The organism is Erwinia piriflorinigrans CFBP 5888 (genome assembly GCF_001050515.1).
Lineage (GTDB): Bacteria > Pseudomonadota > Gammaproteobacteria > Enterobacterales > Enterobacteriaceae > Erwinia > Erwinia piriflorinigrans.
This window is the reverse complement of the sequence record NZ_CAHS01000015.1, coordinates 107538-125857: the sequence shown is the minus strand read 5'-3', so window position 1 is coordinate 125857 and position 18320 is coordinate 107538. Positions and strand designations below refer to the sequence as shown.

Genomic DNA, 18320 nt, shown 5'->3' with positions numbered 1-18320 from the left:
TGTATGACACAGATAAATAACCGCAGCGTCTGGTTTGTCATTGGTACTCAACACCTGTACGGTGCCGAAACCCTGCGCCAGGTAGAGCTACATGGACAGCAGGTGGTGGATGGCTTAAACCGCTCTGGTAAACTGCCCTTCAGGCTGCAAATCCGACCGCTGGTCAAAACCCCTGACGAAGCCCTGGCCCTGTGTCGTGAGGCCAATTATGACAGCGATTGTTTTGGCATCATTACGTGGCTGCACACCTTTTCACCGGCCAAAATGTGGATCGGCGGTCTGTCGATCCTGCATAAACCGCTGTTGCAGTTTCATACCCAGTTCAACGCCGAAATTCCGTGGGACAGCATGGATATGGACTTTATGAACCTGAATCAGACCGCCCACGGCGGGCGTGAATTCGGTTTTATCGGCGCACGTATGCGCCTGCCGCATCAGGTGGTTACAGGACACTGGCAGGATGAACGCGCCCAGCTGCGTATCGGCCAGTGGATGCGTACGGCGGCAGCCTTGCAGGCCAGCCGACAGCTCAAGGTCGCGCGCTTCGGCGATAATATGCGCGAAGTGGCGGTTACCGAGGGCGATAAGGTGGCTGCGCAGATCCAGTTTGGTTACTCGGTGAATGGCTGGGGCGTCGGTGATTTAGTGGAGATCATCAACCAGGTCAAAGATGGCGATGTGAATGCGCTGGTTGACGAGTACGAAAGCCGCTATGAGTTCACCGCCGTCACGGCAATCAACGGTGCTAAGCGCCAGAACGTGCTGGACGCTGCGCGTATTGAGCTGGGCATAAAGCGTTTTCTTGATGATGAAGACTGCAAGGCGTTTACCACTAACTTTCAGACGCTGCACGGCATGACGCAGCTGCCCGGCCTGGCGGTACAGCGCCTGATGCAGCAGGGTTATGGCTTTGCCGGTGAAGGCGACTGGAAGACCGCCGCCCTGCTGCATATCTGTAAAGTGATGGCCGGGGACCTTGCGGGCGGCACCTCGTTTATGGAGGATTACACCTATCACTTTGCACCGGGTAACGATCTGGTGCTTGGTTCGCATATGCTGGAGGTGTGTCCGAGCATCGCCAGTGAAGACAGGCCGCTACTGGATGTTCAGCCGCTTGGTATCGGCGGCAAGGCCGATCCGGCGCGGCTGATCTTTTCGGCTCCAGCGGGGCAGGCAGTCAATGCCAGCATGATTGATCTGGGCGATCGTTACCGTCTGCTGGTCAATGTGGTGGATGCCGTTAAGCCACCACAGGCGCTGCCGAGGCTGCCGGTAGCGCGTGCGCTATGGCGTGCAAAACCGTCGCTGGCCACCGCGTCAGAGGCATGGATACTCGGCGGCGGCGCACATCATACGGTATTCAGTCAGGCGCTGACGGTTGACGATCTGCGGCTGTACGGCGAGATGCAGGGGATTGAGGTGCTGGTCATAGACGAGCAGACCACTCTGCACGGCCTGCGCGATGCGCTGCGCTGGAATGAGGCTTATTACCGTCTGAATCCACGTTAACGATCTGTTTTTTGAAGAACCGGGCCACGCTTCGGTTCTTCAAACGTTTCACTTGCCCCCACCAGCCGCACGGTGCCCCCCCTTCCCAGCGCTTACTTCGGCTTAACCTGCCTTATCCGGTGGTTTTTTTCAGCCAAACCCGCTGGCCTTTGCTTATCATCACCCTATACTGGCCAGCTTTTAAGCTTTATAAATACGGCGCATCTGGCAAAATATTTCAGATGCTTCCAGTAAAACCCCGGTAATGACCTGCACAGCGATATTACGTATAATCGCGCCTTTCCCGCAGGTTGCCGCACGGTAACCTGCTTTTTGCTGTCAATGGCTGACCCTGTCAGTCGGATAAGGACAAGATGTGGCTGTAGATCCTCAAACCCGCCTCGGCGGTTGGCTGCTGGTGCCACTGGCCTGGCTGATAATGACGCTGCTTACCAGCGCGCTGGTGATGGCAATGTACTTAAGCGCCCTGTTCGATCCGGCCATGCGTCAGGCACTGTTCAATCCTCCCCATGGCGCGTTGTTGCAGTGGGCAGCTTCGCTGATAACCTCAATAGTGGTATGGGCCTACAGTGCGTGGGTGACATGGATATTCTGCAAGCGTTCACGACGTCTGCCTCGTCACTACATTATCTGGCTGCTGTTAAGCGTGGTTCTGGCGTTAAAAACCTTTGCCTTCTCTCCGGTGACTGACGGCACAGCAATACGCACGCTCTTGATTGCCCTGCTGGCAGCCAGCGTGCTGGTGCCGTATTTCAAACGTTCCCGGCGTGTAAAATCGACTTTCATTGAATCCTGATGGTCAATAAAGCGACAAAAATTTAATCCTGAGTGCGCTGGCAAACGGCGCATTGCGTGCAGCGGTTGTGGTCGGGTGAGCAATATCCGATAATAACCCGGTTTTATCTCTATTTCAGGCGTAACAATGACCGAATACCTGCTACTTTTTATTGGCACAGTGCTGGTGAATAACTTCGTTTTAGTGAAGTTTCTCGGCCTCTGTCCTTTTATGGGCGTTTCCAAAAAACTGGAGACGGCTATTGGCATGGGACTCGCCACCACATTTGTTATTACTCTGGCCTCGATCTGTGCATGGCTGGTGAATCACCTGATCCTGCTGCCGTTAGATCTCGTTTACCTGCGAACGATGGCCTACATTCTGGTGATTGCCGTCGTCGTGCAGTTCACTGAAATGGTGGTTCGCAAAACCAGCCCCGATCTCTATCGCCTGCTGGGTATTTTCCTACCGCTTATCACCACAAACTGCGCCGTACTGGGCGTGCCGCTGTTGAGCGTTAATCTCAATCATACCTTTATGCAGGCCGCCATCTACGGCTTCAGCGCCTCCATCGGGTTCTCGCTGGTGATGGTACTGTTCGCCGGAGTGCGCGAACGTCTGGTGCTGGCCGATGTGCCTGCGCCCTTTAAAGGTTCGTCGATTGCCCTGGTCACCGCTGGCCTGATGGCGCTGGCGTTTATGGGCTTTGCCGGGTTGGTTAAGTTCTGATGAGTGCTATCTGGATTGCTATTGCGGTACTGAGTGCGCTGAGTCTGGTTTTTGGTGGGCTGCTGGGCTACGCTTCGCGCCGCTTTGCGGTGGAAGAAGACCCGATTGTTGAGCAAATTGATGCTATTTTGCCGCAAAGCCAGTGCGGGCAGTGCGGCTATCCCGGCTGCCGTCCCTATGCGGACGCCGTGGGTAATAACGGTGAGATGATCAACAAATGCGCCCCCGGCGGCGAGCAGACAATGCTTAAACTGGCTGAGCTGCTTAACGTTGAACCGCAGCCACTGGGTGCCCAGGAAGCGCGTGAACCCGAGCGTAAAGTCGCCTGGATCGACGAAGCCAACTGCATCGGCTGTACCAAATGTATCCAGGCCTGCCCGGTGGATGCCATCGTTGGCGCGACGCGCGCCATGCACACCGTGCTGAGCGATGTCTGTACCGGCTGCGATCTTTGCGTTGCCCCCTGCCCGACCGACTGTATCGAGATGCGTCCGGTCGCTACCACCACTGCTAACTGGAAGTGGGATCTGCAAACTATCCCGGTTCGGGTCATTACTGTAGAAAGTCATGCTTAACCTGCTTAATTTATTCAAAAAAGATCGGCTTTGGGATTTTGACGGCGGTATCCATCCCCCGGAGATGAAAACCCAGTCTAACGGCACGCCGCTGCGTCACTTACCGTTGCCCTCACAGTTTGTGCTGCCGCTGAAGCAGCATATCGGTCATGAGGGTGAGATTGGCGTGCGTCCCGGCGATAAGGTGCTGCGCGGCCAGCCGCTCACCTTCGGTACTGGCCGCATGCTGCCGATCCATGCGCCGACTTCCGGCACCGTAAGCAAGATTGCGCCGCATATGACGGCTCACCCATCTGCGCTGGCTGAAATGTGCCTGTTTATCACCCCAGACGGGGAAGACCGCTGGTGCGAAAAACGACCGCTGGACGACTACCGCAGCGTGGAGCGCAGTGAACTGGTGGCGCGCGTGCATCAGGCCGGAGTGGCAGGACTCGGTGGTGCCGGATTCCCGACCGCCACGAAACTTAACGGCGGGATGAGCGGGGTCAATACGCTGATTATCAATGCCGCAGAATGTGAGCCTTATATCACCGCAGACGACAGGCTGATGCAGGATTGTGCGACAGAGGTGCTGGAAGGTAGCCGCATTCTGGCGTGGATTTTACAGGCCGAACGGGTACTGATCGGCATCGAAGACAACAAGCCAGCGGCCATTGCCGCACTAAAAAAGGCGCTGGGAAGCGCCACCGATCTGCACATTCGCGTTATCCCTACTAAATATCCGTCTGGCGGCGCGAAGCAGCTGACTAAAATCCTTACCGGCAAGGAAGTACCCCACGGCGGACGTTCTACCGATATCGGCGTGCTGATGCAGAACGTCGGCACCGCTTATGCCGTGAAACGCGCCATTATTGATGGCGAATCGCTCACCGAACGCGTGGTTACGCTGACCGGTGAGTCGGTGACCCAACCCGGCAACGTCTGGGCGCGGCTGGGTACTCCGATTAGCCATTTACTGCAACACGCTGGATTTACTCCCGCAGCGGAACAGATGGTGGTCATGGGTGGGCCGCTGATGGGCTTTACGCTGCCGACGCTGGATGTTCCGGTGGTCAAAATCACCAACTGCATTCTGGCTCCAGCCGCCAGCGAGATGGGTCAGAATGAGGCTGAACAAGGCTGCATTCGTTGTAGTGCCTGTGCCGATGCTTGCCCTGCCGCCCTGCTGCCGCAGCAGCTTTACTGGTATAGCCGTGGTGGCGATCATGATAAGGCACGCGCGCACAACATCGCCGATTGTATTGAGTGCGGTGCCTGTGCTTACGTCTGTCCGAGCAATATTCCGCTGGTACAATATTACCGTCAGGAGAAGGCCGAAATTCAGGCCATCGATCTGGAAGCTGAGCGCGCTGCTCTGGCAAAAAACCGCTTCGAAGCACGCCAGCAGCGGCTGGAACGCGAGAAGGCGGCGCGTAGTGCTAAACATCAGCAGGCCAAACGTAGCGTAGCCAGCAGCGAGGCCGGGGCGATAAGCGCGGCGCGGGAGCGGGTCGAAGCGCAGCAGGCTGCAAGTACACCGCTGGATAGCCGCACCGACAATCCGCTCCAGGCCGCACTTCAGGCGCAGCAGCAGGCGCAAGTGCGCGTTCATCAGGCAGAGCTTCAGGCAGCCAATGAACCCGTTACCCGCCAGACCATAGATCCGCGCAAAGCCGCCGTGGAAGCGGCGGTAGCCCGTGCCAAAGCCAAAAAAGCTGCCCAGGCCGCTGAAGCGTCGACGACTCAAGCCGAACAGCCGCCGCTGCCCGAGTCAGAAAACGACCCGCGTAAGGCCGCCGTCGCCGCAGCGGTGGCCCGTGCCAAAGCCAAAAAAGCTGCCCAGGCCGCTGAAGCGTCGACGACTCAGGCCGAACAGCCGCCGCAGCAACAGCCCGCGCCAGAAAATGATGCACGCAAGGCCGCTGTCGCAGCGGCGATTGCCCGTGCCAAAGCGCGTAAAGCGCAGCAGCCTTCGATGCAAGAGGATTAAATGGCTTTTCGTATTGCAAGTTCGCCTTACACCCACAACCGCCGCAGCACCAACCGTATTATGCTGCTGGTGCTGCTCGCCGCCATACCCGGCGTTGCCGCGCAGTGGTACTACTTTGGCTGGGGAAATCTGATACAGGTTTTGATTGCATCGGTCGCTGCCCTCGTTGCGGAAGCCGCTATTCTGCACCTGCGGAAACAACCGATTGCGGAGACGCTGAAGGACAACTCCGCGCTGCTGAGCGCTCTGCTGCTGGGCGTGAGTATTCCCTCGCTGGCCCCTTGGTGGATGGTGACCATTGGTATGGTGTTCGCCATCATTATCTCGAAACAACTGTATGGCGGCCTCGGGCAGAACCCGTTTAATCCGGCCATGGTCGGTTATGTGGTGCTGGTGATCTCTTTCCCGGTACAAATGACCAGCTGGTTGCCACCTGCCGGGTTACAGGGCATTACACCAGGCTTCTTTGACACATTGAGTATGATCTTCCACCTTCACACGCTTGATGGCCACACCATGCAACAGTTGCAGGTGGGGATTGATGGCATCAGCCAGGCCACCCCGCTGGATAACTTCAAAACCGGACTCCGTGCCGGTCACAGCGCAGAGCAGCTGCTGGCACAGCCAATTTACAGTGGCGTGGTCGCTGGGCTTGGCTGGCAGTGGGTCAATATAGGTTTTCTGCTGGGGGGCATCTTCCTACTGTGTACCCGCTGCATCCGCTGGCACATCCCGGTGAGTTTTATTGCCTCACTGGCGTTCTGTGCCACCCTGGGCTGGCTGTTATCCCCGCAGAGCCTGGTTCCCCCGATGATCCACCTGTTTTCTGGCGCGACAATGCTGGGGGCCTTTTTTATTGCCACCGACCCGGTTACTGCCTCCACAACCAATAAAGGTCGCCTGGCTTATGGCGTGCTTATTGGCCTGCTGACGTGGTTAATTCGTAGTTACGGCGGCTACCCCGATGGTCTGGCCTTCGCGGTTCTGCTGGCAAATATCTGCGTGCCATTGATTGATTACTACACGCAGCCGCGCGTATACGGACACCGTAAGGGGAAGTGATGCTGGATGCTATTCGTAAAAATGGCGTAACGCTGGCAGTATTCGCCGCCATTACCACTGGCCTGACGGCGGTGATCAACGCGGTGACAAAACCGACTATTGAGCATCAGACCGCAGTACAACAAAAAATTCTGCTGGATCAGGTTGTTCCTCCTGAACTGTACAATAATCGGATCCAGGATGAGTGCTACTCTGTCACTGACCCGGCGCTGGGCAACAACAACCCTCACCACCTTTATCTGGCGCGTAAGGATGACAAGCCCGTTGCCGTCGCGCTGGAAACCACCGCTCCCGATGGTTACTCCGGTAATATACAGATGCTCGTCGGTGCCAGCTTTAACGGTATTGTCTACGGTACGCGCGTGGTGGAACATCATGAAACCCCTGGCCTGGGGGATAAAATCGAGCTGCGCATTTCCGACTGGATTAACAGCTTTAACGGTAAGCAGGTCAACGGCCCCAATGACGGTCATTTTGCGGTGAAAAAAGACGGTGGCGATTTCGAACAGTTCACCGGTGCCACTATTACCCCTCGTGCGGTGGTGAATGCGGTTAAACGCACAACGCTGTATATTGAAACCTTACCAGGGCAGCTCTCTTCGCTGCCAACCTGTGGAGATGCCAATGAGTGAAGCGAAAACCCTGCTGGTCGGCGGGCTGTGGAAGAATAACTCTGCGCTGGTTCAGCTGCTGGGCCTCTGCCCGTTGCTGGCCGTGACCTCAACCGCCACTAACGCACTCGGCCTCGGGCTGGCTACCACGCTTGTGCTCACCTGCACCAACAGCGCCATTTCGTTGTCGCGCCGCTGGGTGCCTGCGGAGATCCGTATTCCGATTTACGTCATGATTATCGCGGCGGTAGTAAGCTGCGTGCAGATGCTGATCAACGCTTACGCCTACGGGCTTTATCAGTCTCTGGGTATTTTTATCCCGCTGATCGTCACCAACTGTATTGTGGTCGGGCGGGCAGAAGCGGTCGCCTCAAAAAGCAGCGTGCCGCTGTCGGCGCTGGACGGCATGGCCATCGGCTTGGGTGCCACCAGCGTGATGGTAGTATTGGGCTCAATACGCGAGATTATCGGCAATGGCACTATATTTAACGGTGCCGATCAGCTGCTGGGGCCTTGGGCCAAGGCGATGCATATTCAGGTTGTGCATTTTGACTCGCCGATGCTGCTGGCGATGCTGCCGCCGGGCGCGTTTATTGGCCTGGGAATGCTACTGGCCGCCAAATATCTGATCGACAACAAGATGAAGCAACGTGCCGCCCTGAAAGCTGAGTCACAGGCGCAGGCACTGCCGGAAGGGAAAACAGGAGTGCTGTGAACAAGGAAAAGCGTCACGAAATTCTGGTACGGCTGCGTGATGATAACCCGCATCCCACAACGGAACTCAATTTTACCTCGCCTTTCGAACTGCTGATTTCCGTGCTGCTGTCTGCGCAAGCCACCGACGTCAGCGTCAATAAGGCCACCGCCAAACTGTACCCGATCGCCAATACGCCTGCCGCCATCCTGGCGCTGGGCGTGGACGGCGTGAAAGAGCACATCAAAACCATTGGCCTGTTTAACAGCAAGGCTGAAAACGTCATTAAAACCTGCCGCATGCTGCTGGAGTTACACGGTGGCGAAGTCCCGCAGAGCCGTGAAGCGCTGGAAGCCTTGCCTGGCGTTGGGCGTAAAACGGCTAATGTGGTGCTGAATACCGCCTTTGGCTGGCCGACAATTGCCGTTGACACGCATATTTTCCGCGTCTGTAATCGTACCCGCTTTGCGCCAGGTAAAAATGTAGAGGAAGTGGAAGAACGGCTGCTGAAGGTTGTGCCAAAGGAGTTTAAGGTCGATTGCCACCACTGGTTTATTCTGCATGGCCGTTACACCTGCGTGGCGCGTAAGCCGCGCTGCGGCTCCTGCCTGGTCGAGGATCTGTGCGAGTTCAAAGAGAAGGTTGAAATCTAATAAAAAAACCGGGAGCAAGTTGCTTGCCCCCGGTTATGATTGCCCCCATGACGGTGCGTCGACCAACAAAAGGTCGACGCCGGGAACAGAACTAGATTTTATAATATTCGGCCGTTGACAGCGGCAGCGGTGCTTTACCACGGATGGCATCGGAGATTTTCTCGGCGATCATCACCGTTGGCGCATTCAGGTTACCCGTGGTGATCTGCGGCATGATTGAGGCATCGACCACACGCAGTCCCTGCATACCATGTACCCGCCCTTCTGCATCAACCACCGCCATCTCGTCGTTACCCATCGCGCAACTTCCGCACGGATGATAGGCGGTCTCTGCATGTTCGCGAATGAACGCATCAATCTCTTCATCGCTCTGCACATGGCTGCCCGGCTGCAACTCTTCGCCGCAGTATTCCGCCAGTGCTGACTGATGCATGATCTCACGCGTCAGACGCACCGCGCTGCGGAACTCCACCCAGTCACGCTCTTCAGACATGTAGTTGAAGAAGATCGACGGTGCAGCATACGGATGTTTCGAGGTCAGTTTGATGCGTCCACGACTCATAGAACGCATTGGACCAACGTGAGCCTGGAAACCGTGCTGTTTCACCGGGCTGGTACCGTTGTAGTTAATCGCTACCGGCAGGAAGTGATACTGCAAATCTGGCCAGTCCGGCTGGTCATCACTGCGAATAAATCCACCGGCTTCAAACTGATTGCTGGCCCCGATACCGGTGCCTTTGAACAACCACTCGGCACCGATCGCAGGCTGGTTCCACCACTGCAACGCCGGATAGAGGCTGACCGGCTTTTTACAGCCGTACTGCATGTAAACTTCGAGGTGATCTTGTAGGTTGCGACCCACGCCCGGTAATGGGTGAACCACGTCAATATCCAGCTCGCGCAGCCACTCTTCCGGCCCCACTCCCGAACGTTGCAGAATCTGGGGTGAATTGATAGCGCCCGCGCACAGCAGCACTTCCCGCTTCGCTTCAGCCTGTTCCTGCTTACCGTTGCGCAGCCAGGTCACTCCGGTGGCCGTTTTGCCGTCAAACAGAATACGGTCGGTCTGTGCCTGGGTAATAATGGTCAGATTAGGGCGCTGTTTAGCCACATCGAGGTAGCCTCGGGCGGTGCTGGAGCGACGGCCTTCGGCGGTCACCGTACGATCCATCGGGCCAAAGCCATCCTGGCGATAACCGTTCAGGTCATCAGTTTCATGGTGCCCGGCCTGCTTCGCCGCATCGATAAAGGCGCGGTACAGCGGATTATTGCCCGGTTTCGGCGTGGTCACGCTGAGATAGCCTTCACCGCCGTGCCAGTCGTTTTCACCGATATCACGCTTCTCGGCACGTCTGAAATAGGGCAGACAGTTAAGATAAGACCAGTTTTCCAGACCTGGCTTGCTTGCCCAGTTATCGTAGTCCATCGCGTTACCACGGATGTAGCACATGCCGTTGATCAGTGAAGATCCGCCCAGACCTTTACCACGGCCACACTCCATGCGGCGGTTGTCCATATGCGGCTCTGGATCGGTTTCAAATGCCCAGTTGTAGCGTTTACCTTGCAGAGGATAAGCCAAAGCGGCTGGCATTTGGGTACGGAAGTCCCAGCGGTGATCTTTACCGCCTGCTTCCAGTAACAGTACCGATACGTCAGCATCCTCAGTCAATCGAGTCGCCAGTACATTGCCTGCTGAACCCGCACCGATAATAATATAGTCAAATTTCTGCATGTAACCTCCGGAAAATGCCGCAGCGAAACCGCTGCGGCAAGCAATCAGAATGCGGACGGGAACTCGCCCATCTCAATCAGAATTGATTTAGTACGCGTATAGTGGTGCAGCGTTTCCAGGCCATTTTCACGGCCCAGGCCCGACTGCTTATAGCCGCCAACCGGCATCGGAGCAGGTGACTCGCCCCAGGTGTTAACCCAGCAAATTCCCGCTTCCAGCTGATGGATAACGCGGTGCGCTCGGTTCAGGGAGTTGGTAAACACCCCGGCCGCTAGCCCAAAGTGCGTATCATTAGCGCGCTTGATCACTTCTTCTTCGTCATCGAATACCAGGATGCTCATTACCGGACCGAAGATCTCTTCCTGCACGATACGCATATCATCACGGCAGTCGGTGAAGACCGTTGGCTCTACGTAGCAGCCTTTCGCCAGCGCCCCGTGGGTCATACGAGAACCACCGGTTAACAGACGAGCGCCTTCCTGCTGACCCAGTTCCAGGTAAGAGACCACTTTCTTACAGTGACCTTCACTCACCAGCGGACCAAAATTGACGGCCGGATCGGTAGGATCGCCACAGTGAATATTAGCCATCTTCTCCTGCAAACGCTTTTCAAACGCCGGAAGCAGTGAGCGTTGCACAAATACCCGGGTGCCATTAGTACACACCTGGCCGCTGCTAAAGAAGTTTGCTGCCATTGCGCCATCTACGGCGCGTTCGAGATCGGCATCGTCAAACACCACCAGCGGCGACTTACCGCCCAGTTCCATCGTCACTGACTTCAGATTAGCCAGCGCCGCATCGGCGGTCACGCGCTTACCGGTGTTCACTTCCCCGGTAAAGGAGACTTTAGCGATGTCGGGATGCTGACTCAGGCCCTGACCTACGCTGCCTGCGCCCTGAACAACGTTGAACACGCCATCCGGCAGTCCGGCTTCGCTAAAGATTTTTGCCAGTTCCAGCGCACTAAGCGGAGTGACTTCACTCGGCTTAAAGATCATCGCATTACCAGTGGCCAGCGCCGGAGCGCTTTTCCACAGTGCAATCTGAATGGGGTAGTTCCAGGCACCAATACCGGCACAGACGCCCAGCGGTTCACGACGGGTATAAACCAGCGCGCTGTCACGCAGTGGGATCGATTCGCCTTCTACCGCTACCGCCAGGCCAGCATAATACTCAAGCACATCGGCACCGGTAACGATATCCACCACCGAGGTTTCCGCAATGGGCTTCCCGGTATCGGCTGTTTCCAGCTCTGCCAGCGGCTGATTACGTTCACGCAGTAGCGCAACGGCTTTAAGCAATACGCGGCTACGCTCTACCGGCGTATAGCCGCGCCAGATACGCTGACCAGCATGTGCCGAAGCGACGGCGGCATCGATATCCTGCTGGCTGGCGGCGGTGATTTCAGCCAGTACTTCGCCATTGGCAGGATTGATAGTGGTGAATATGTCTCCATTCCCGGATACTTCGCGCCCGTTAATATATAGACCACGACGTTGCATAATACCTTCTCCTCCTGTCAGGGGGTGGGAGCGCTGTTTAACCACAGCGCCAAATTTTTATAACAAAGCATGCGGGCCTGCTCCAGCCCCTGCTCCATCGGTTGCGGTGCCAGCGTCAAACGCAGCCACAGCCCGTCAAGTAATGCTGCCATGCTGGAAGCGGCTTCACGCGCATGGCGAACCGGTAAAACACGGCGGAATTGTGCCGCCAGGTTTGAATACAACCGGCGATCGTTGATCCGCTGAAGGCGATTGAGATTGGGTTGATACAGGCTCTCGGCCCAGAACACCAACCATGTTTTCAGCACGGGTGCGGCAACCTGGCTGACATCAAAGTTACCGTCGATGATGGCTCTGACTTGGGCTTCAGCATCCTGTCCAGCCTTCAGACGCTGGTGCCGCAATGCGCTGTAGAGATCAGACAGGATCTGCATCATACATGCTTCGAGCAGCCTGTTTTTGTCGCCAAAATAATGACTGACAATGCCGGTTGATACCCCAGCCTCTTTCGCAATCAGTGCCAGACTGGCATTAGCCAGCCCCACACGGTCAATGACCGTTAGCGTAGCGTTGATAAGCTGCGCCTGTCGAATCACCTTCATTCCAATCTTTGGCATCACTTAATCGGTTTTGACTATTGAATGATAGTAATTGTAGTCTTTTTATATTGAACGTTCAATCAATATAAAAACATCGTCAACACGATTTGTTATTAACGCCCATCAGCAGCGAAGAGCGTTCTGGTCATCCCCCCCTCCATTCATTCCAGCGGAGATGACTTCAACACAAAAAAATATGATCAATACCCTGCACATAAAATAAACCCTGCAGCAGTAAATATCACAAATCACAAAATGATAAGAATAATTAATCGCAAACAGCATAAGCAGCGATTGATTCCACTAACGCAAGCATTAACACACTAAAAATGGAATATAATGCTTTATAATCGATAAAATTAGAATAAAATTTCAAATCAAGCGATTAACGCAATCACATCCCCCTGTTCAACGCTGTTTTTAACATTGAAAAAAATGCTTGCCTCATTGTAGACGATCGGCGAGATTGTTGGCGTTTTTCCTATCTTATAACGATACAGCGGGCGTATTCCCCACGTTACGCTGACTCAATTCCTGCCAAAATCAGGATCTTAACCGAGAGGTATGAGTGTCTACTGCAAACAAACACACCGAGGCAGCCAGCCTTAATGCTTTTAAGCAACCGCGATCGTTTTATCTAATCTTTTCTATCGAATTATGGGAGCGCTTCGGCTATTACGGCCTGCAGGGCATCATGGCGGTTTACCTGGTCAAAATGCTGGGTATGTCCGAAGCACAATCTATTACGCTGTTTGCTTCCTTCAGCGCACTGGTTTATGGTCTGATTGCCGTAGGTGGCTGGCTGGGGGATAAAGTTCTCGGCACTAAGCGCGTTATCGTGCTGGGTACACTGGTGCTGGCAGTCGGCTATGCGATAGTGGCATGGTCCGGACATGATGTTTCGATGGTATATATGGGTATGGCCACCATTGCCGTGGGTAATGGTCTGTTTAAAGCGAACCCGTCAGCACTCCTTTCTACCTGTTATGAGAAAGACGATCCGCGTCTCGACGGCGCGTTCACCATGTATTACATGTCGATCAATATCGGATCATTTTTCTCCATGCTTGCTACTCCGTGGCTGGCGGCTAAGTTCGGCTGGAGCATCGCTTTCGGTCTCTCTTTCGTCGGCATGCTGATCACCCTTGTCAACTTTATGTTCTTCCGCAAATGGGTGAAAAATCACGGATCTAAAGCCGATTTCGCGCCGTTGAATTTGCGCAAGCTGGCGGCAACCCTCGTGGGCGTGGTCGTGATGATTGCTGTGGCATCATGGCTGCTCCACAATCAAGGAATTGCGCGGATGGTGCTGGCGGTAGTTGCTGCCGCTATAGTGGTGATCTTCGCTAAAGAAACACTGATACTGAAAGGGGCAGCACGTCGTAAAATGGTTGTGGCTTTCCTGCTGATGGTTGAAGCCATTGTTTTCTTCGTACTCTATATGCAGATGCCTACCTCACTGAATTTCTTCGCTATTCGCAACGTCGAACACAGTATCTTAGGTATTGCTTTTGAGCCGGAGCAGTTCCAGGCGCTCAATCCCTTCTGGATCATGGTCTTCAGCCCACTGCTGGCTGCCCTGTATAACAAGCTCGGCGACCGGATGCCTATGCCACACAAGTTCGCACTGGGTATGTTGCTGTGCTCTGCCGCATTTCTGGTGTTGCCGCTGGGCGCGTCACTCGCTAACCAAATGGGGATCGTTTCTGTTGGCTGGCTGGTGCTTAGCTATGCGCTACAAAGCGTGGGAGAGCTAATGATTTCAGGCCTGGGCCTGGCGATGGTTGCTCAACTGGTGCCTCAGCGTCTGATGGGCTTTATTATGGGCTCGTGGTTCCTGACAACTGCCGGAGCCGCCATGGTGGCAGGCAAAGTCGCCAACCTGATGGCAGTACCGGAAAATATCACCAACCCGCTACAATCGCTGAATGTTTACGGTGACGTGTTCCTGAAGATTGGTATCACTACTGGCATCATCGCCATACTGATGGTACTGGCCGCCCCGATGCTGAACCGTATGACCCAGGATGAACAACCCGGTGCATAGCCTCTGACAATCATTTTGCCGGGGTATTTCTCCCCGGCTTCAGTCGAAGAACGTCCCCCTACAGCGCACCTCTCTGCATTGAAAAACGCCCCTCTCCCCACTTATCTGGCCAGCCCTCCTTAACACGTGATCATGACCACTGACAATTTTTGTCTGCCGCAGTAAGATTAACTTCCCGTTGCCCCTAAGGAGAATGCCATGAAGCTGTTCTATAAAGCCGGTGCCTGTTCGCTGTCACCTCATATCGTGCTGCGAGAAACCGGCCTTGATTTTACGCTCGTCACCGTTGATACACACACAAAGCTAACCGAACAGGGAGAAGATTACCTGAGCATCAACCCCAAAGGACAGGTGCCAGCATTGCAACTGAACGGCGGTACGGTACTTACCGAAGGTGTGGCAATAGTGCAGTACCTGGCCGATCTGAAGGCGGATCGCCAGTTACTGGCACCGACTGGCACCCTGGCCCGCTATCACACGCTGGAGTGGCTAAATTTTATTGCCACCGAGCTACATAAAGGGTTCAGCCCGCTTTTTCGCCCGAATACCCCGGAGGAGTACAAGCCCCTGGTTCGCCAGCAGCTGGAGCAAAAATTCAGCTATGTTGATAGCGAACTGAAGGAGAATCAGTGGCTGATGGGATCGCGCTTCACCGTTGCCGACGCCTACCTGTTTACCGTGACGCGCTGGGCACATGCGCTCAAGTTAAATCTGAACGGTCTTGACGCGCTGAACGGCTGGTTTGAACGCGTTGCTGCCCGGCCTGCGGTGATAGCAGCCCTGAAGGCAGAAGGGTTGAACTGACAAGAGTGACCGTGGGCAGGTCTCTTTAGACAGCCCACGGTATGTGATTAAAGTTTTACCGCAGCGAAGTCTTGACGGGGATGAGCGATTGCCTGCTGTGCGGCGACCAACTGCAGTTCATACTCCCCCATTTGATGGGTTTTGAGCATTACCTCATAGACCGCCGCCGTGATATGCTCCAGCGCCTGCTTGAGCGATAAGCCGTGTAGCAGATCGACCAGCAACAGCCCGCTGGTGAGGTCGCCCACACCTACCGGCTGGCGTACGCCAAAATCGATCAGCGGCCGGGCAATATGCCAGGCCTCGTCTGCGGTGACCAACAACATCTCAAAGCGGTCGCTACGGTATCCGGCGCGCGCCAGATGTTTAACCAGCACGATTTTCGGCCCCTTAACAATCAATGCTCGCGCCGCAGCCACCGCATCATCGATGCTGGTCACCGGCTGCCCGCTGAGCATTTCCAGCTCCAGCAAATTAGGAGCGATGAGGTCACTGGCCGGAAGCGAAGCATTAGCGTGAAACTCTGCGACGCCAGGCGCAACAATACAGCCCTTTTCAGGGTGGCCCATCACCGGATCACAAAAATACCAGGCGTCCGGGTTGGCTGCTTTAACCATAGTGACAATTTCAAGTATCGCTTCTCCCTGTTCAGCGGAGCCGAGATATCCGCTCAGCACCGCATCACAGGTTTTCAGACGATCGATACCACCAATACCACGGGCAATATCGGTCAAATGCGTCGCGGGCATCACCGTTCCGGTCCAGTGCCCATACTGGGTATGGTTCGAGAACTGGACGGTATTAAGTGGCCAAACGTTTGCGCCGAGGCGGCGCATGGGAAATTCTGCCGCACCATTGCCAGCATGGCCAAACACTGTATGGGACTGAATTGAGAGAATATTTTTCATGGTACTGACCTTTCTTGCCAATAAAAAAGCCGGCATAACCGGCTTCAGAGTGGGCTCAACCCAGGGCGCTTATGATTTCCAGCTGATTAAGCTATAGTTCTTTTTGCCCCGGCGTAGCAGAGTGTACTTCCCAAACAGGCGGTCGTCTTCGACAAAAGCATACTCGGCATCGGTTTGCAGGCTACCGTTTATACTGACGGATTTTGCATCGATCAGTTTACGTGCCTGGCCACGAGATGGCGCAAGTTCACTGCTCACCAAAGCCTGCTGAAGGTCCTGCCCGATTTCCAGTTCAATACCCGGCATACCATCCTGCGCCAGCTGCGACAGGTCATGGTCAGTCAGTTCAGTGACGCTGCCAGCAAAAAGGCTACGGGTAATTCGCTGAGCAGCAATAAGACCGTCTTCACCGTGTACCAGTCTGGTCACCAGCTCTGCCAGTATTCCCTGAGCGCGCGGCGCTTTGCCGCTGCTTTTGTCTTCCTCTTCCAGCTGGTTAATCTCTTCAAGACTCATAAAGGTGAAGAATTTCAGGAAGCGATAAACGTCCGCATCGGCGGTATTAATCCAGAACTGGTAAAACTTATACGGGCTGGTTTTGGTCGCATCCAGCCAGACTGCCCCACCTTCGGTTTTGCCGAATTTAGTGCCGTCAGATTTGGTAATAAGAGGAACCGTCAGGCCAAACACCTGGTTCTGATGCAGACGGCGGGTCAGATCGATACCCGAGGTAATGTTACCCCACTGATCCGAACCACCAATTTGCAACGCCACGCCGTGACGCTCGTTCAAACAGGCGAAGTCATAACCCTGTAGCAGGTTATAAGAGAATTCGGTAAAAGAGATGCCCTGATCGTCACGATTTAAACGCTGCTTAACCGCTTCTTTATTAATCATCTGGTTAACAGAGAAGTGTTTACCAATGTCACGCAGGAAGGTCAGCACGTTCATGCTGCCGAACCAGTCATAGTTATTGGCCGCGATGGCGCTGTTATCGCCACAGTTGAAGTTAAGGAATGGCGCAACCTGCTGGCGAATCTTTTCAACCCACTGGTTAACCGTGTCGCTGGTGTTCAGCTTACGTTCTGCCGCTTTAAAACTCGGGTCGCCGATCAGCCCCGTCGCACCACCCACTAGCGCGACTGGCTTATGGCCAGCGTCCTGAAAACGCTTCAGGCAGAGTAATGGCACCAGATGACCTAAATGCAAGCTGTCGGCAGTCGGATCGAAACCACAATAGAGAGCGATTGGTCCCTGCGCCAAACGTTCTGCTAACGCGTTTTCATCCGTTACTTGGGCGACAAGGCCCCGCTCTTGCAATTGTTTAATCAGGTTACTGCTGGCCATCTAAGACTCCATGTAAAAAAGTCTGCACCTACACTGGTACACAGCTTACCGCTGAAGCGCGGAAAAAATAAGGAATACAGGATAAGGCGCTGAACGGCTCCGATCCAGCGCTTAGCGGCATTATTTCATGTTTCAGGGTGCTAAACGGTCAATTTTCCACGCATCGCCTTCACGCTGGTAGAAAAAACGGTCGTGCAGACGGTGAGCACCGCCCTGCCAGAACTCCATTGATTCAATGTTGACACGATAGCCGCCCCAGAAGCTGGGCAGCGGGATCTCGCCCTGACTGAATTTTTGCTTCAGCTCAAGAAACTTGCTTTCCAGCACGCCACGCGCAGAAATACGACTCGACTGCTTTGATACCCAGGCACCCAGCTGGCTGTCACGTGGTCGGGAGTGGAAGTACTTGAGCACTTCCAGCGTCGACAAACGCTCAACGCTGCCCAGCACCATCACCTGACGGTCAAGCATATGCCAGGGAAACAGCAGGCTGATACGCGGATTTTTCTCCAGCTGCTGCGCCTTACGGCTGCCGAGATTGGTATAAAACACCATGCCGCGCCGATCGAAGTGCTTGAGCAATACGATACGCTGATAGGGCTGTCCGTGCTGATCAACCGTCGCGACACTCATTGCCGTAGGATCAGGCAACCGGGCCGCTACGGCCTGATCCAGCCACTGCTCAAACAGATTTAGCGGGTCTTCAGGAAGATCCTTGCGGCGCAAGCCACCACGGGTATATTCGCGCCGCAGATGGGCGATTTGTTGCAGGTGATCGCTGTCGGTCATCGTTCAGGCTCTGAC

The 18320-nt window shown here is 54.9% G+C and carries 17 protein-coding genes; 11 read left to right on the top strand and 6 right to left on the bottom strand.

The genetic code is table 11. The features are described from left to right. Window positions 1-3: 3 nt before the first annotated feature. The 9 genes from araA (at window position 4) to nth (ending at window position 8577) form a co-directional block, all read left to right on the top strand. Window positions 4-1509 (top strand): L-arabinose isomerase, encoded by a 1506-nt coding sequence (gene araA, locus EPIR_RS08870; RefSeq protein ID WP_023655020.1) that lies wholly within the window; start codon window positions 4-6, stop codon window positions 1507-1509. Between the two features lie 355 nt (window positions 1510-1864). Beyond that, window positions 1865-2305: a DUF2569 domain-containing protein gene (locus tag EPIR_RS08865; RefSeq protein ID WP_023655019.1), complete on the top strand. Its 441-nt coding sequence runs from the start codon at window positions 1865-1867 to the stop codon at window positions 2303-2305. A gap of 126 nt (window positions 2306-2431) precedes the next feature. Beyond that, entirely contained in the window at window positions 2432-3013 is a 582-nt protein-coding gene (gene rsxA, locus EPIR_RS08860; RefSeq protein WP_012441509.1) for an electron transport complex subunit RsxA, read from the top strand. Continuing rightward, window positions 3013-3588, top strand: coding sequence for an electron transport complex subunit RsxB (gene rsxB, locus EPIR_RS08855; protein ID WP_023655018.1), 576 nt, complete (start codon window positions 3013-3015; stop codon window positions 3586-3588). Before rsxA ends, rsxB begins: the two co-directional genes overlap by 1 nt. Beyond that, complete coding sequence (rsxC, locus tag EPIR_RS08850; protein WP_023655017.1) at window positions 3581-5557, top strand: electron transport complex subunit RsxC; 1977 nt, start codon at window positions 3581-3583, stop codon at window positions 5555-5557. Before rsxB ends, rsxC begins: the two co-directional genes overlap by 8 nt. Further along, complete coding sequence (rsxD, locus tag EPIR_RS08845) at window positions 5558-6619, top strand: electron transport complex subunit RsxD (RefSeq protein WP_023655016.1); 1062 nt, start codon at window positions 5558-5560, stop codon at window positions 6617-6619. Then, window positions 6619-7251, top strand: coding sequence for an electron transport complex subunit RsxG (gene rsxG, locus EPIR_RS08840; protein WP_023655015.1), 633 nt, complete (start codon window positions 6619-6621; stop codon window positions 7249-7251). The genes rsxD and rsxG overlap by 1 nt, the downstream gene beginning before the upstream one ends. Further along, window positions 7244-7945 carry an electron transport complex subunit E gene (locus tag EPIR_RS08835; protein ID WP_023655014.1) on the top strand — a complete coding sequence of 234 codons (702 nt, stop codon included), beginning with the start codon at window positions 7244-7246 and terminating at the stop codon, window positions 7943-7945. Before rsxG ends, EPIR_RS08835 begins: the two co-directional genes overlap by 8 nt. Then, window positions 7942-8577, top strand: coding sequence for an endonuclease III (nth, locus tag EPIR_RS08830; protein WP_023655013.1), 636 nt, complete (start codon window positions 7942-7944; stop codon window positions 8575-8577). Before EPIR_RS08835 ends, nth begins: the two co-directional genes overlap by 4 nt. Before the next feature lie 91 nt (window positions 8578-8668). Here nth and betA read toward each other — a convergent pair whose 3' ends face one another. Genes betA through betI form a run of 3 tightly spaced genes read right to left on the bottom strand, consistent with a single transcriptional unit; the run spans window position 8669 to window position 12428 of the window. After that, a complete protein-coding gene (betA, locus tag EPIR_RS08825) occupies window positions 8669-10309 on the bottom strand; it encodes a choline dehydrogenase (RefSeq protein WP_023655012.1) in 1641 nt (546 codons plus the stop codon). A 44-nt stretch (window positions 10310-10353) separates the two neighbouring features. Then, window positions 10354-11811 (bottom strand): betaine-aldehyde dehydrogenase, encoded by a 1458-nt coding sequence (betB, locus tag EPIR_RS08820; protein WP_048697235.1) that lies wholly within the window; start codon window positions 11809-11811, stop codon window positions 10354-10356. A gap of 17 nt (window positions 11812-11828) precedes the next feature. Next, window positions 11829-12428: a transcriptional regulator BetI gene (gene betI / locus EPIR_RS08815; protein WP_023655010.1), complete on the bottom strand. Its 600-nt coding sequence runs from the start codon at window positions 12426-12428 to the stop codon at window positions 11829-11831. A gap of 550 nt (window positions 12429-12978) precedes the next feature. Here betI and dtpA point away from each other — a divergent pair. Further along, entirely contained in the window at window positions 12979-14457 is a 1479-nt protein-coding gene (dtpA, locus tag EPIR_RS08810) for a dipeptide/tripeptide permease DtpA (RefSeq protein WP_023655009.1), read from the top strand. A gap of 198 nt (window positions 14458-14655) precedes the next feature. Further along, the gene (gstA, locus tag EPIR_RS08805) at window positions 14656-15261 is read left to right on the top strand and encodes a glutathione transferase GstA (protein ID WP_023655008.1); all 606 of its coding nucleotides are present in this window, start codon (window positions 14656-14658) and stop codon (window positions 15259-15261) included. Between the two features lie 47 nt (window positions 15262-15308). Here the strand turns inward: gstA and pdxY are convergent, their stop codons facing one another. From pdxY to pdxH, 3 genes are all read right to left on the bottom strand, one after another. Next, window positions 15309-16169, bottom strand: coding sequence for a pyridoxal kinase PdxY (pdxY, locus tag EPIR_RS08800; protein ID WP_023655007.1), 861 nt, complete (start codon window positions 16167-16169; stop codon window positions 15309-15311). Window positions 16170-16238: 69 nt separating this feature from the next. Next, complete coding sequence (gene tyrS, locus EPIR_RS08795) at window positions 16239-17516, bottom strand: tyrosine--tRNA ligase (RefSeq protein WP_023655005.1); 1278 nt, start codon at window positions 17514-17516, stop codon at window positions 16239-16241. A 132-nt stretch (window positions 17517-17648) separates the two neighbouring features. Beyond that, entirely contained in the window at window positions 17649-18305 is a 657-nt protein-coding gene (gene pdxH / locus EPIR_RS08790; protein WP_023655004.1) for a pyridoxamine 5'-phosphate oxidase, read from the bottom strand. Window positions 18306-18320 lie beyond the last annotated feature (15 nt).